This is a genomic window from Chitinophaga eiseniae, assembly GCF_012641265.1.
Lineage (GTDB): Bacteria > Bacteroidota > Bacteroidia > Chitinophagales > Chitinophagaceae > Chitinophaga > Chitinophaga eiseniae_A.
In genome coordinates, this window is record NZ_JABAHZ010000002.1 from 1,254,586 (window position 1) to 1,269,700 (window position 15,115).

Here is a 15,115-nt window from a genome sequence, read left to right on the forward strand (position 1 = left end):
AGGCTTCCTCTCTTATATATACTTGTGAGGGTACGTTATTATAATTCAGGATACAGGGCAAACTGTTTCATGAAGGTATTTACTTCTCCTCTTACTTTAGTGATCAGTGCTTCGTTATCTGCGTCCAGGATCAGTTGATCGATCCAGTCTACGATTTGTTCCATGTGACCTTCTTTCAGTCCACGGGTGGTGATAGCGGGAACGCCTACACGGATACCGGAAGTAACGAACGCAGATTTATCATCGAAAGGCACCATGTTTTTATTAACGGTGATATCCGCTTTAACAAGGGTTTGTTCAGCTTTTTTTCCGGAGATATTTTTATTGCGGAGGTCAATCAGCATCAGGTGGTTATCGGTACCGCCGGAGATGATTTCGTAGCCTTTACCTACCAGGCTTTTAGCCATGGCCTGTGCATTTTTCAGGATCTGGTTGGCGTATACGGTGTAGTCGTCAGACAGGATCTCGAAGAAGGAAACGGCTTTTGCAGCGATGATATGTTCCAGCGGGCCGCCCTGGATGCCAGGGAATACAGCAGTATCAATCAGGGAGCTCATCATGCGGATTTCACCTTTGGGTGTTTTCAGGCCAAATGGATTTTCGAAATCGGCGCCCATCATGATCATACCGCCGCGGGGACCGCGCAGTGTTTTGTGGGTAGTGGTAGTAACGAAGTGGCAATGTGCAAATGGAGAATTCAGTAATCCTTTCGCAATCAGACCTGCCGGGTGGGCGATATCCGCCATTACGAAAGCGCCTACTGAGTCGGCGATTTCGCGGATACGTTTATAATCCCAGTCGCGGCTATAAGCAGAAGCACCGCAAACAATCAGTTTGGGTTTTTCGCGTTGGGCGATTTCTTCCATTTTATCATATTCTACGAGGCCGGTTTCTTTGTTAACGCCATAGAAATGAGGCTGATAAAGTTTACCGGAGTAGTTTACTGCAGAACCGTGGGTAAGGTGACCGCCCATGCTCAGATCCAGTCCCAGGATTTTGTCGCCGGGTTGGAGGATAGCCAGCATTACTGCTGCATTGGCCTGTGCGCCGGAGTGTGGCTGTACATTCACGTATGCAGCGCCAAATATTTGTTTAGCCCTGTCGATGGCCAGTTGTTCGCTTTGGTCTACAATTTCGCAGCCGGCATAATATCTTCTGCCAGGGTAGCCTTCGGCATATTTATTCGTCATCACCTGCCCCATCGCCTGCATTACCTGTAAGCTGGTAAAGTTTTCAGAAGCAATTAACTCGATGCCATGGCGCTGACGCTCCAATTCCTGGCCGATTAAATCAAATATTTGCTGGTCTCTTTGCATGTTGCCTTAAATTTGACGCAAAAATAAATGATAGTCTGATGAATTGCAAGAAAAGCCCAAAGCGGGAAGCTAAAAGCGATAGCAGCATGCAAAATCTACTATCACGCATGATCCATGCAAATAATTCGCTGCACAAGTTATCTGCGATAATAGCTTTTTGCTTTATCCTTTTAGCTTTTTGCTCTTTTTTGCCTATTTTCGCGGCATTCGAGCGTACTCGCAATCCTAACTACAACACTCAATGAAGGCAATAATACCAGTGGCAGGGGCAGGCACCAAACTTCGTCCACATACATATACCCAGCCCAAAGCATTAATACCTTTAGCCGGCAGAACCATACTCAGTATTATCATTGATCAGCTGGTGGAGGCCGGGATTTCTGAATTTGTATTCGTGGTAGGCTACCTGGGTGAGAAAATCCAACACTACGTTGAAAAGAAATATCCTAAGCTCACCTGTCACTTTGTGCATCAGGCCAGCCGCGAAGGCACCGGTCACGCGATGTTGCTGACCCGTGAGGTAGTGGGTAACGATGAGATATTGATCGTATTGGGAGATACTATCTGTGAATGTGACTTCAAAGAAGTGATTGCTGCCCCGTACTCCATGCTGGGGCTGAAGAAAGTAGATGATCCCCGCAATTTTGGCGTAGCAGAACTGGACGACCAGGCGCGGATTACCCGTGTGGTGGAAAAACCGCAAATACCTAAGTCAAACCTGGCCCTGGTGGGACTTTACAAGATCAAAGAAACGCAACAACTCTTCGATTGCCTGCAAAGCAATATCGATAATAAGATAAAATCGCATGATGAGTTCCAGTTGACCGATGCACTGGAATGTATGATAGAGCATGGTGTACAGTTTAACGGCTTTAAGGTATCTAACTGGTTTGACTGTGGCCGTAAAGATACTTTGCTGGAAACGAATGCCATCCTGCTGAAAAAATATAAACTGGCCAGCAACCCGGTATTACCTTACGAAAATACCATTATCATTCCCCCGGTAAGTATTGGTGAAGGCTGTAATATAAAAAACGCCATTATTGGTCCCAATGTAGCCATTGGCGATAATACCGTGATCAACTACTCTATTGTAAAAGACTCTATTATTGGCTCTTTCAGTAACCTGTATGAGGTAGTGTTAAAGTCTTCGCTGATTGGTAGCGATGCCAATATCCGGGGATTGAGCCAAAGTCTGAATATCGGCGACAATACAGAAATAGACCTGGGGTAAAGCTTTCTGCTTTATCGTATATTCGTGGCAATGAATGGCCGTATCACTTCTTTATTTAATATTCAATATCCCATTGTCCAGGCAGGTATGATCTGGGCAAGCGGGTGGCGTTTAGCCAGTGCCGTTAGCAATGCGGGTGGTTTGGGCTTGATCGGCGCGGGTAGTATGTATCCTGATGTTTTACGGGAACATATACAGCAATGCAAACAGGCTACTGATAGGCCCTTTGGGGTGAATGTACCGTTGCTGTACCCCGATATCGACCAGCTGATGAATATTATCCTGGAAGAGAAAGTACAAATTGTGTTCACGTCTGCCGGCAATCCCAAAACGTGGACGCCTGTGCTGAAAGCTGCCGGTGTTAAAGTGGTACATGTGGTGTCCAGCGCCCTGTTTGCCGGTAAAAGTGAAGCTGCCGGCGTAGATGCGGTGGTAGCAGAAGGTTTTGAAGCCGGCGGGCATAATGGCAGAGAAGAAACCACCACGATGGTACTGATTCCAGCGGTATGTGAACAGGTAAAAATACCCGTGATTGCCGCAGGGGGCATTGGGTCAGGAAAGGCCATGGCAGCGGCTTTTGCCTTGGGTGCATCTGGCGTACAGGTAGGCAGCCGTTTTGTAGCCACCCCTGAAGCTTCTTCCCATATCAATTTTAAACAGGCAGTGGTAGCGGCGAAAGAAGGCGATACCGCCCTTAGTCTGAAAAAGTTGACACCGGTGCGACTGCTAAAGAACAGCTTTTATAACGCCGTAAAAGCCGCGGAAGACAGCGGGGCAGACGCTGCTGCCTTACAGGCGTTGCTGGGGCGTGCCAGGGCCAAAAAAGGGATGTTTGAAGGCAACCTGGAAGAAGGAGAGCTGGAAATAGGCCAGGTGAGCGCACTGATACATGAGATAAAACCCGCGGCCACGGTATTGGCCGATATTGTAGCCGAATTCAGGGAAACCATGCAGCGGGTTAAAAATATCAGGATATAGTGTTGCGCCCCACCCCGGCCGGGGCGGGACGCGTATAATTTTAAGGTTTTCTTACCACCCACTTCATCGCTTCTTTCAGCGTAATTTTCTTACCATACATCAGGATCCCCGTGCGGTAGATCCGGCCGGCGGCCCACGTAGTGGTCATAAATCCGCCTATCAGGAAAACGAACGAAAGACCCAGTTGCCAGTAAGGTACGGTGCCTGGTACGCCATAAGGCAACCTGGCCATCATCACCATGGGAGAGGTAAACGGAATAATGCTGCCCCATACAGCCAGGGAGCTGGTGGGATCGTGCACCGCCTTCATCATGATCATGATACCGATGATGATGGGTACTGTTACCGGTATGGTAAGCTGCTGTATATCTGCCGCATCTTCATTGGCAAGACTGCCAATAGCGGCATACAGCGAAGAATAAAACAGGTATCCTCCCAGGAAATACAATACAAAGCAAGGTAGGAGCAGGCTCCATTGAATACTGCCCACTACTTCAGTAATCCGCCTTACCACTTCCGCCTGTTCACTCTGCGACATGGCCTGGCTGCCCTGGGCCGCGGCCTGCATACTTTCCGGGGAAACGAACAAAGGAATGAGGGAATAGATGACGGTGATGAGCACACCCCAGATGAGAAACTGCAACAGGCCCACCGCCGCAATACCAATGATTTTGCCCATCATCAGCTGAAAGGGCTTTACGCTGGAGATCATTACTTCAGCAATACGGCTTACTTTTTCTTCCATTACGCCTCTCATCACAGAGGTACCAAACAGTAACAGGATAAAGTAGATAATAAACCCGGAGGCATAGCCAACGCCATAGGCTACCCAGGAGCTGCCTTTCTTGCCCTCTTTCCCGTTTTTGAAGGTCACTTCCACATCCGACTTGATATCATCCAGTTTGGATTGGTCAATGCCTTGCAGTTCCATACGTTTTTTCTCAATAATGTTATTGATATCGCTATTGATACTGCTTTCCATGGTAACGCTGGCCTGCCCGCTGCTATAGAATTCAAAGCCGGAGGGGCGATTGATATCAAATTCGGGTATATACAATACGCCTTCGTAGCCCAGCTCTTCATAGTGTTGCTTGAGGCTATCGATGTTCTGTTGGTGCAGGTATTTGAAGTAAACGCCTTTAGCGTCGGGAAATTTGTTTTCGAATAGCTGGCTGTTATCCACCACTGCAATGAGTTTGTGCTCACTGGAGGAAGTGGCCAGCAGGATGGGAACAATGATCATGGCAGCGAAGGCCAGCGGTACCAGCAAAGTAGTGACCAGGAAGGACTTTTTGCGCACACGCGTAATAAATTCTCTTTTTATGATGAGCCATATTTTTTCCATAAAAAAGCAAGATGATCAGGTGAGTGGTGCTGCAGCTACGTTGTTGCGGCTGTTTTCCGTTTGTTGTACCTGGGTGATGAATACTTCGTTGATAGAAGGTAAAATTTCTTCGAAATAGGTAACAGGAATATCCTGGCGGATGAAGTGCAGCAGGATATCGTTAGTGGTGCTGTCTTCATTCATTTTTACCGTAAACGCTTTATCATGTGATTGCACAATGGTAAAATGATAGGTAGCCATTTGTGCAGGGTTGGGCATGGTACCAAGACCAATTTTAAAGAGTCCCTGTTTGAAGTTCTGCTGTATTTGTTTAACGCTACCATCCAATATTTTATGGCCTTTGTTGATCAGCAGGATATGATCGCATATTTCTTCCACCTGTTCCATGCGATGGGTAGAAAATATGATAGTGGTGCCTTGTTGGCTCAGGTGAAAGATTTCCTGTTTGATCAGGTTGGAGTTGATCGGGTCCAGGCCGGAGAAGGGTTCATCGAGTATCAGTAGTTTGGGTTGATGCAGGATGGTAGAGATAAACTGTACCTTCTGCTGCATGCCTTTGCTGAGTTCATCGACTCTTTTGTTGTACCAGGAGTTGATATCGAATTTATCGAACCAGTATTTGATTTTTTCTACGGCTTCTTTTTTGGGTACGCCTTTGAGCTGTGCGAGGTAGAGCGTTTGTTCGCCTACCATCATTTTTTTATAGAGGCCTCTTTCTTCCGGCATATAGCCAATGTGGCGGACATCGTTTTCGGGATCAAATTTTTTACCATTGAAAAGGATTTGCCCTTCATCGGGGTAGAAGATGCCGGTAATCATGCGCAGGAGGGTTGTTTTGCCTGCGCCATTGGGTCCCAGTAAGCCAAAGATGCTGCCCTGTTGTATATCAAAGCTAACATCATCAACCGCTTTGTGGGTGGCATAATGTTTTTTCAGGTGTTTAACTTCGAGTAGGTTCATGATGAAAAATTAGTAATTAATCAGCAATAATTAATTATAATATCTCATACAAGATTTATTGCCATTTGGCAGCGATCATTGCGGCCACGCGTTCGCCGTCCATAGCGGCCGACACGATACCGCCGGCGTATCCGGCGCCTTCTGCGCAGGGATATAGTCCGGCTACCTGTGGGTGTTCGAGGGTGTCGTTATCGCGGGGAATACGTACGGGGGAAGAGGTGCGTGATTCGGTAGCCACCAGCACAGCATTTTCCGTGTAATAGCCTTTCATTTTGCGTCCAAATGCTTTAAAGGCGCCGGCGAGGCGCTGGTGTACTACCTTGGGCAGTACGGTGCGCAGGTCGGCGCTTTGCAGGCCTGGAATGTAGGAGCATTCGGGCAGGGAGGCGGATATTTTTTTCTGTACGAAATCGGTCATGCGTTGCGCGGGGGCAACGAAGTTGCCACCGCCAGCCACATAGGCTTTTTGTTCGACCGACTGTTGGAAGTACATACCGGCGAGGGGGCCGTGTTGTGCGAAGGGAGCGAAGTCGGCTTCATCTACCGTTACCACCATGCCGGAATTGGCGAAGGGGTTGTTACGTTTGGAGGGCGACCAGCCATTTACCACGAGTTCACCGGGGTCGGTGGCTGCGGGGGCAATGATACCGCCGGGGCACATGCAGAAAGAGAATACGCCTCTTCCTTCTACCTGTTCTACCAGGCTATAGCTGGCGGGTGGCAGGAACTGGCCGCGGGTGTCGCAGTGGTATTGGGCGCTGTCGATCAGGGTCTGTGGATGTTCTATCCTGACGCCGAGTGCGAATGGTTTGGCTTCCAGCAAAATGTTTTGCTGATGGAGCATGATAAAAATATCGCGGGCGGAGTGGCCGGTGGCGAGGATCAGTTGTTTACCTTCAAACACTTCTCCTGAGGCGGTTTGTACGCCGGTAACGGCACCGTTGCTAATGCGGATAGCACTTACTTTTTGTTCGAAGTGTACTTCTCCGCCGCTGTTGATAATTTGTTCCCGCATGGCGGTGATGATATGCGGGAGTTTGTTGGTGCCAATATGTGGGTGCGCATCGATCATGATTTTATCTTCTGCGCCGAAGTGTACGAATATATTGAGGATACGGTTAATATCTCCGCGTTTATTAGACCGGGTATATAGTTTCCCATCGGAGTAGGTACCGGCGCCGCCTTCGCCGAAGCAGTAGTTGGAGTCGGGGTTTACGACACCGGTTTTATTGAGTGCTGCGAGGTCGCGGCGTCTGTCTCTTACATTCTTTCCCCGTTCGAGGATAATGGGTTTGATGCCTGCTTCGATGAGGCGTAATGCGGCAAAGAGTCCTGCGGGGCCGGCGCCGGCGATGAGTACGCGGGGGGCGTTGGCGGGCAGGGATGGGTATACCGGGTGAGTATGTTGTTTTTCAACAAATGGCTCACTGATAAAGACTTCGAGGGTAAGTACAAAGAACACTCCCTGCCTGGAGCGCGCGTCTATAGAGCGTTTGAGCAGATTGAATCCCGTGATGTCGGTAGGTTTTACACTCAATGCCGCGGCTGCATGCGCTATGATAGATGTATGAGAGGCGGCATCTGCCGGCAGTAGTTTGAGAGATATTTGTTGTATCATATTAGCAGGGGCGAAGATAGGAAAGAAAGCGGGAAGCATAAAGCATAAAGCTATTATAGCGAATGATCCGGGCGGTAAGTATCGCTTAGATCATTCGCTATAATAGCTTTATGTTTGCTGTCTTAGCTTTTATGCTAATTAGAACGGTAAATCGTCTCCACCGTCGCCGGCTGGCATTTGTGGTGTATTGTAGTTAGGTTGTGGGTCAGCGCCGGGAGCAGGAGCGGCCATTACAGATTCCATGCGCCATGCGTCCAGGTTGGTGATGTAATTTACTTTACCATCTTTTTCCCAACGGGTACCTTTGATATTGAAATAAACTTTAACGTTTTCACCCTCATTGAACCGGTCTACAATACCAGTGCGGTCTTGTACCGACTGAAATTTAATATAGTTGTTAATAACACGGCCATTGATGTCGTCAGACTTCTCAATAACGAACTCTCTTGTTTTAAAAGTTTCGCTACGCTGTACCGTATTGTACTTCACAATCAGCTTTCCGGTAATTTCAAAACTCATAGAAAAATTATTTTAAATTCAGAAGGGTCAAAGATAAGGTATTCGACTTAGTGCGGGCAAATATTTTTTATTAATACCAGTGCGCGCGGTTATAATTAAATACTTCCATAATTACTACCCCTAAACACATTTTTTTAAATGGAGATACTAACATAGTTTTGCACCCTCTCCGGAAAAAGTGTGAATATCTCGCGCTTTACCAGTGAACGATTTTTTTTGTTGACAAGGATACAATATTATTTTATCAGTTATATATCCATATTTATGATAAAAAGGAGAATGACCAGGATAAAGGTACTGTTAATCAACGGGGTTTATAGTAGTGAAAACCTTGTCACGTCTGGGTTGTAAAGCCCCGGCAGCAGCGGAAAGAGGAGTTTAGGCAAACTGTAATCAGGATAACATAAACAAGGGTAGATAAATTTTTTTTTTCAACATTTTCTACAGATATTCGTCATCCTGTCTGAAAATTTTTCAACTTCCTGCGTTGGGGAATTTCGAATTCGAGAACTAAGCATCCTTAATTAAGAAACAACTAATTTTTTTTATCTCAATGAATAAAACTTGCGAACAAGTTTGGGAAAAGTGTCTTAATATAATTAGGGATATAGTAGAATGGCAGCCGTTTAAGACATGGTTTGAACCTATTAAACCCATTAAACTTGAAAACAATGTTTTAACCATCCAGGTCCCCAGCCAATTCTTTTATGAATACCTTGAGGAGCATTATGTGGGATTGTTAGGAAAAACCATCAAAAGAGAATTAGGAAAAGAAGCCCGGTTGGAGTATCGCATTGTAGTCGAGAACGGTACACCACATCAGCATCCCAGAACTGTAAACATGCCCACGCAGTTTACCAAACCTCAGAAAGACAATGAAGTAGATTTCCCTTTAACGATTCACAACCCGGTGAAAAATCCGTTTGTTATCCCGGGCATTAAAAGGGTACAAATTGATTCACAGCTCAATCCAAATTATACGTTTGATGCGTATGTAGAGGGAGACAGTAATCGTGTAGCCAGGCGTGCAGGTAAAACCGTGGCAGAGAAGCCCGGTGGCACTTCTTTTAACCCGTTGGTGATATACGGAGGCGTAGGTCTCGGTAAAACGCACCTGGCACAGGCTGTAGGTAATGATGTAAAGCGCATTCACCCCAATAAGGCGGTGTTATATGTGAGCGCAGAAAAATTCATCAACCAGTTTATTGATCACTCCAAGAATAATATCATTAACGATTTTATTCACTTCTACCAGTTGATTGATGTATTGATTGTAGATGATATACAATTCTTTGCGCGGGCAGAGAAAACACAGGACGCTTTCTTTGCGATCTTCAATCACTTACACCAGTCAGGTAAGCAGCTGATCCTTACCTCTGATAAGGCGCCGAAAGACCTTGATGGCGTACAGGAGAGGCTGTTGAGCCGATTCCGCTGGGGATTAAGCGCAGATATCCAGATTCCCGATTTTGAAACCAGGATGGAAATCCTGGAAATGAAAATGCGGAACGACGGACTGGAAATGCCGAAGGAGGTAGTGAAGTATGTAGCATACAATATTCAGACAAACGTACGCGAACTTGAAGGTGCACTTATTTCATTGCTGGCACAGTCGTCGCTGAACCGTAAGGAAATAGACCTGGAGCTGGCCAAGCGGGTATTGAAGTCTTTTGTAAAAACATCTTCCAAAGAAATTACGATAGAAAGCATCCAGAAGATGGTATGTGAATACTTTGACGTACCATACGATAAGTTGCTGCAGAAAACGCGTAAACGTGAAATTGTGCAGGCCCGGCAGATTACCATGTACCTGGCGAAATCATTTACCAAAAACTCTTTGAAAACGATCGGTGAACATTTTGGCGGACGGGATCACACTACCGTGATACATAGTTGCCAAACCGTAAAAGACCTGATGGATACAGATAATAACTTCCGCGACAGCGTGATTGAATTACAACAGAAAGTACAGCTGGCCGCTATGTAAGGCCTCTCTCCCCCCAATAACCTATTTTAGTGATGCCATTCTATTTTAGAATGGCATCATTTTTTTATGGTATGGGAATGGCCGTGGTGGCGTATTTAGATAGGCTGGTAATAATATGTTTTTCAAAATTTTTATAAAAAAATGAAAATGCTTTTGGAGAATATAAAACTTTGTTTATTTTTGCAGCCCCTTCTGGGAAATACGGAGAGATGCCTGAGTGGCCGAAAGGAACGGTTTGCTAAACCGTCGTACGGGTTAAACTGTACCGAGGGTTCGAATCCCTCTCTCTCCGCAAGCTTTAAAAGCTCTGGTAAACGCAAGTAACCAGGGCTTTTTTTCTTTTAGTATATTGGAGGTGGTCCCAGACAGACCCGGTATCCGTCTAAAGAAATAGCATTAATATTATTGTTATCCTTATACCCAAAAATCCAATGAAACATTTTTGCCTATCTCTGTGCCTGACTGCTCTTAGCTTCACAACGCTAGCCCAAAAAACGGTGATTAAATGGGGTAATGAATTTAAACTCCGTAAAGGTAGCACCGACCTGAAAGTAATACATGCCGGCGATACCGGGGCCTTAATGAAAAAAAGTAAGACAATTGATGGACTACTTGTACAGAGAATCAACGTAACTAATGGGAAAGTAGTGTTGACCAGCGATAAGTCTATTAATAATTCGCTGCTGTCGGCCAACCCGGATAACGCTGATGATGACGAGGCAGACGATAAAGAGGAAACAAAAGAAGAGAAAAGCTAAGGGAAGAATTGAAAAAAGTGAAAGCGGAAGGAGAAGGATTTTCCAAATACATGCGATTCCAGAAGATCTTTTATACCGCTGACTCGCCTATTTCCTATGCTAAGGCACAAGGGGCCCGTAAAATGGATTATGGTTATCAAGGAATAAGAAGTGGTGATCTCGATCCTAAGAAATTTTATATTAGAAATGGAACTGCTTATAATGTAGGTGATATAGGGAACTATTTATGGGGACGTGGCATGGGATATTTGGGAATTCCTCTTGGAGTTTCACAAGCCGGTGCACATTATAATAATATATTTAACGGGAAAAATCAGATTACCCCTTTATACGATTTTGGTCCAGGGACTTATGGAGCTCCGGGTTTTTGGGATTCGCCTGGAGATCAAAGGGCTATTATCAATGGATATAATTCAAGCCCACCCATAATAGAAGCATATAAAAAGAGCTTGAACCAATTGATGAACGGAATGAAGGGTTGGAAACCACTCCAAAATTAGAATGATATGAAATATTTATTATTAACTATTGTAGTTTTTTTTTCTGCATGTGCCTCACCTAAAATGGATGCTATTCAAAGTGTCTATAACAGTAGAGATACTATAATAAGTCTATTCAGATCTAAAAGCATAATGCGAAGCCGAGGAGAGAACAACATCTTATTCTGCACTCATAAGGATGGCAAAACCAATAAATACTATTTCGAAGTTAACGAGAATCATTATGAGTTTATCAGTGATAGTATAACATATTCACCTGATATATTAGATTTGAAGGATGTTGATAGCATAAAGGATAGACAGCAATTGATATCTCATACTAAATGGCTTTTAGATATGATGGATAAACTAAGTATAAGGGATATTCAAGGAGATTTATCAGATGTGGGAATAGATCTGAAGATTTATATGAAGCAGGGAGCTGGTATAATTCTCTATGTACCTGACTCACAAAAGATCGGCCTGGAGTATTGGAAAAACTATATAGGATCTATGAAAAAGATTGATGCCCATTGGTATTACAGTACAACGATGAACTGATAATTGGAAGGAAATGTATCGTTGGTTGAAGATAGCTTGAAGAGAAGAATTACTTTATTAGGCTTGAATATGCTCATCAGGCGATGATGATTACCTCAGTTGAGCAAGTCAAACTTCTTGAAAAACAAAAGCCACAGCCCCCTCACAAAGGTGTAGAAATAGTAGGTGTATTCCCTGTTAAAAAGCAATAATAAATAAGGGCATAATGATAACACCTATCGTTATGCCCTTATTTTATAAGCAGAAATATTGGGTGGGTTATGGGAATATGGAAGCAGGAATTAGATTGCTTAAATTTTTTAACAGAATCCTATGATTCAATAACATTTTATCTCATTTATTTTTTATTGCTAACGATACAGGTAAACGGACAACATAAAATTGATTGTAAATGCAATAAATCCGAATATAGTATTTAAAGATACCTATTTGCTGCTGATAGCATTTATAAAGTATTGTATAGAAAAAATTATAAAGACCTAATATTCGTGGGAGCTAGAGGTATGTATGGTGCTATCTTTATGTTTAACTTTTTTTTAGTGGTAGCCACCTCTCTCTAAAAGAATAACATAGGAAAGGTGTCATGAGAATACATTTCTCATGACACTCCTTCTTCCATGAACCCACTCATATCCGTAATCGTTCCGCCATTATTCACCAATACCTTCCCTGATTTTGCACCTGCCGTTACGTTGGTGAGTGGCGTACTTCCGCCGGCACTCACTACAATGGCATGGGCATCCGGCCCCTGGGCGCTGATCAGTCCTGCTACCTGGATATGTTCCAGTTTACCGCCCTCGATCGTATAGGTATCTACGTTAGCGCCGTAGGTGGTGATATCTCCCTGTACAGCGAGACTTTCTACTGCACCGCCAGGCTTGATGCTGAAAGCTATGGCGGGAAGTGGCATGAGTACGCCTTTTACGAGGGTGTTGCCGATACTGCCATGGGTAGTAATATTTTCCGCGATGTGGATGTTGCCGATAGGTTTACTGATTTGTATGCCGATGGAGCCGTCACCGTGGGTGGTAATGGATTTGAGATAGATATTTTTAACGGTGCCGTCATACTGATTGAAGCCCCGTGCGCCTAGTCCGTGGGTGATGATTTCTTTTTTGGCGGTGAAGGTGTCTACGGTGCCGAAATTAACGAAGCCGATGCCACTGGGACCATGGGAGATTAGCTGTTCCTGGGCGGTCCAATTATCTACGGAGCCCCAGGTGTCCAGTACCATATCATTTACGCCATAGGTTACAATTTCGCCATGATGAACCACTGTTTTGGCTTTTACCCCAAATACAATAAACACGGCAGCGGTGATCATATCGGCAGTGCCGTAAGGGAGCATGCCGTTGGAATAGACTGCACCGGTAGTGAGTTTTTGAAGGGTTACCCATCCCCCGTTATCCCCAAATCCGCTGATGAAAATTCCGGAGCCAATGACCGGGGCATTTTTCCGGCCTATCGTGATGTCGGTCAACCGGGCCTCGATGTTGCTGTTGGTATCTCCATTAAAATTATACACGGTAAAAGCACCCTGGTAAACGTTTACGCCGTATTTCTGTGGTTGTTCGCTGTAGCGGCGGGCATCGCAGGACACAATGTCTATGTCGCCGGCGTGAAACGCCAGGCGATGGGTACCTTGTCGTATCATCACCGATACCTGCCCGGTAATACAAAGGTTATGCAATGTGATTGTACCCATATCCGGCAGACCGGTATGCGAAAAGATAGCCCTGCAGGAAGGGGTAGTCATAATGGTCAGGTCCTTGATGGTGTTATTGGCAGTGATGCCAATGCCATCACTGTTATTAAAGCTAAGCATGCATTTATCCTTATCGGTGCCGCAGAGCGTATAGCCCGGCGGTAGCGTAATAGCATATGGACAAAGAATAGACGTTTGCAGTTGCAGGGCTTGTGGCTGATGATGGGCCAGCGCGGTTAGCAGGTCGGTCAGCGAAGTTATTTTGGTGGTCATAATGGAGCATGTTGGTTCATTAATAACGCACGGCCCCGCAAATAGTTGCCGGATGGTTTACGGCAATAGGTGGTGCCGTAATCAGAATAAGACACTGAGTCTTAACAGGTAGAGGAAGGAAAAAACGCTTTTCGGGATAGGGAAACCTTACGACGTACAGTACATCTTTACTGTACGCCGTAATACAGGATATATTATACACCAAATTGTGTAAGATGATGGTCCAGGTGTTTGTAGAACATATTATTCCACTCCGTGATGGTCAATACACCGAAGGAGTGCGACTCTTTCTGGTCGAAATGGGCGGCACCCAGCTGTTGCGTTTTCCGTATATGCGCTACCAGTCTATTCTTTTCTGTTTCAAATTCTCTTTCATTGGTAATCAAAAAGGAAGATGCGGTAGGACTGTTATGTTTGAAAGGGGTTTCGCTGGTAACCGCTTTCTTTGCCAGGGTTTTCATAATAAACTTCATGAAGAAGCCGGGTTTGGGGTGCTTGTTATCGTACACCAGTTCGTACGTTACATTACAATGTGCCAGCATCTGCGACACATTCATTTTGCCCCATTGCGGCGTAGCGCCGGGTGTAAGTTGATTAATCCGCTGGATTACATTTTCAGCCACCGCGGTGGTAAAAATATCAGGTAGTGCCATGAAATTAGTTTTAGATACAGGACAGCCGGGGATGCCAGCTGCTTTGCGCTTTAAGTTACTGATTTAAATATTGAAAATATACCCCGCTACCCATAGAAAGCTATTTTTCTTTTTAAGCAAATTTTAAGCCCCGGTTTGCCAGGTTCTGATGCACTGGCAAGAAAATTGGATTACGGGCCATACAAAAACAAATTACACACATGAAAAAGTTAATTGCTGCAATCGCTATCATGCTGGCGGTGTCCCCGGTTTTCGCACAAACAGCTACACCTGCCCCTGCCGCCGCCAAACAGGCGCCTGCTAAAGCCCCTGCTGCCCCTAAAGCATTACCAGCTCCGGAAAAACGCGCTATCGCCTACACAGATGAATTAAAGACGAAATTAAATCTCACAGATGATCAATATAAAAAGGTACTGGATGTAAATACAGAATGCATCCGCCGTAAAGACGCGGCGAAGGCAAGCGGACAAAAGGGTGGTTTTAAAGAAATTTCCGCCTACCGTAAACAACAATTCCAGACCATTCTGACCCCTGATCAGCTGGCAAAGCTGAAGGATATGAATGCACAACATGCACAGAAAGGAGCAAAAGGAGATACAGAAAAATAGTCGGTTGTAAAACAGCTATAAAAAGGGAGCAGTACTACTGTTCCCTTTTTTTATTTGTATATAATACCGGACGGGACATGTACTACTTTCGAACAATTGTATAAATTATATATGTATAAAT

The 15,115-nt window shown here is 45.0% G+C and carries 14 protein-coding genes and 1 tRNA gene; 8 read left to right on the top strand and 7 right to left on the bottom strand.

From position 1 onward, the window contains the following. Positions 1–38: 38 nt before the first annotated feature. The gene (gene glyA / locus HGH91_RS12805; RefSeq protein ID WP_168738805.1) at positions 39–1,316 is read right to left on the bottom strand and encodes a serine hydroxymethyltransferase; all 1,278 of its coding nucleotides are present in this window, start codon (positions 1,314–1,316) and stop codon (positions 39–41) included. Between the two features lie 241 nt (positions 1,317–1,557). Between glyA and HGH91_RS12810 the strand changes: the two genes are divergently transcribed. Both HGH91_RS12810 and HGH91_RS12815 read left to right on the top strand, forming a co-directional pair. Continuing rightward, positions 1,558–2,550: a sugar phosphate nucleotidyltransferase gene (locus HGH91_RS12810; RefSeq protein ID WP_168738806.1), complete on the top strand. Its 993-nt coding sequence runs from the start codon at positions 1,558–1,560 to the stop codon at positions 2,548–2,550. A gap of 30 nt (positions 2,551–2,580) precedes the next feature. Beyond that, positions 2,581–3,528 carry an NAD(P)H-dependent flavin oxidoreductase gene (locus tag HGH91_RS12815; protein WP_168738807.1) on the top strand — a complete coding sequence of 316 codons (948 nt, stop codon included), beginning with the start codon at positions 2,581–2,583 and terminating at the stop codon, positions 3,526–3,528. A 40-nt stretch (positions 3,529–3,568) separates the two neighbouring features. On the opposite strand, the gene HGH91_RS12820 is transcribed toward HGH91_RS12815, so the two are convergent. From HGH91_RS12820 to HGH91_RS12835, 4 genes are all read right to left on the bottom strand, one after another. After that, positions 3,569–4,873: an ABC transporter permease gene (locus HGH91_RS12820; protein WP_168738808.1), complete on the bottom strand. Its 1,305-nt coding sequence runs from the start codon at positions 4,871–4,873 to the stop codon at positions 3,569–3,571. 15 nt (positions 4,874–4,888) lie between these two features. Further along, positions 4,889–5,833, bottom strand: a complete 945-nt coding sequence (locus tag HGH91_RS12825) for an ABC transporter ATP-binding protein (protein ID WP_168738809.1) — start codon at positions 5,831–5,833, stop codon at positions 4,889–4,891. Between the two features lie 55 nt (positions 5,834–5,888). After that, positions 5,889–7,451 (bottom strand): NAD(P)/FAD-dependent oxidoreductase, encoded by a 1,563-nt coding sequence (locus HGH91_RS12830; protein WP_168738810.1) that lies wholly within the window; start codon positions 7,449–7,451, stop codon positions 5,889–5,891. Between the two features lie 138 nt (positions 7,452–7,589). Then, positions 7,590–7,970 (bottom strand): DUF3127 domain-containing protein, encoded by a 381-nt coding sequence (locus HGH91_RS12835; protein ID WP_145663729.1) that lies wholly within the window; start codon positions 7,968–7,970, stop codon positions 7,590–7,592. 553 nt (positions 7,971–8,523) lie between these two features. Here HGH91_RS12835 and dnaA point away from each other — a divergent pair. The 5 genes from dnaA to HGH91_RS12860 all read left to right on the top strand — a co-directional run bounded on the left by dnaA (position 8,524) and on the right by HGH91_RS12860 (position 11,755). Beyond that, the gene (dnaA, locus tag HGH91_RS12840; RefSeq protein WP_079469646.1) at positions 8,524–9,957 is read left to right on the top strand and encodes a chromosomal replication initiator protein DnaA; all 1,434 of its coding nucleotides are present in this window, start codon (positions 8,524–8,526) and stop codon (positions 9,955–9,957) included. A gap of 203 nt (positions 9,958–10,160) precedes the next feature. Beyond that, positions 10,161–10,249 (top strand) — tRNA-Ser (locus HGH91_RS12845). Positions 10,250–10,388: 139 nt separating this feature from the next. Next, positions 10,389–10,715: a hypothetical protein gene (locus HGH91_RS12850; protein ID WP_168738811.1), complete on the top strand. Its 327-nt coding sequence runs from the start codon at positions 10,389–10,391 to the stop codon at positions 10,713–10,715. Positions 10,716–10,723: 8 nt separating this feature from the next. Beyond that, positions 10,724–11,215 (top strand): hypothetical protein, encoded by a 492-nt coding sequence (locus tag HGH91_RS12855; RefSeq protein ID WP_168738812.1) that lies wholly within the window; start codon positions 10,724–10,726, stop codon positions 11,213–11,215. A 6-nt stretch (positions 11,216–11,221) separates the two neighbouring features. Further along, positions 11,222–11,755 carry a hypothetical protein gene (locus tag HGH91_RS12860; protein ID WP_168738813.1) on the top strand — a complete coding sequence of 178 codons (534 nt, stop codon included), beginning with the start codon at positions 11,222–11,224 and terminating at the stop codon, positions 11,753–11,755. Positions 11,756–12,353: 598 nt separating this feature from the next. Here the strand turns inward: HGH91_RS12860 and HGH91_RS12865 are convergent. Next, the gene (locus HGH91_RS12865; RefSeq protein WP_211092274.1) at positions 12,354–13,733 is read right to left on the bottom strand and encodes a hypothetical protein; all 1,380 of its coding nucleotides are present in this window, start codon (positions 13,731–13,733) and stop codon (positions 12,354–12,356) included. Positions 13,734–13,927: 194 nt separating this feature from the next. Then, a complete protein-coding gene (locus HGH91_RS12870; protein ID WP_168738814.1) occupies positions 13,928–14,386 on the bottom strand; it encodes a DUF1569 domain-containing protein in 459 nt (152 codons plus the stop codon). Positions 14,387–14,586: 200 nt separating this feature from the next. On the opposite strand from HGH91_RS12870, the gene HGH91_RS12875 reads away from it, so the two are divergent. After that, positions 14,587–14,994, top strand: a complete 408-nt coding sequence (locus HGH91_RS12875) for a hypothetical protein (protein WP_168738815.1) — start codon at positions 14,587–14,589, stop codon at positions 14,992–14,994. Positions 14,995–15,115: the final 121 nt, after the last annotated feature.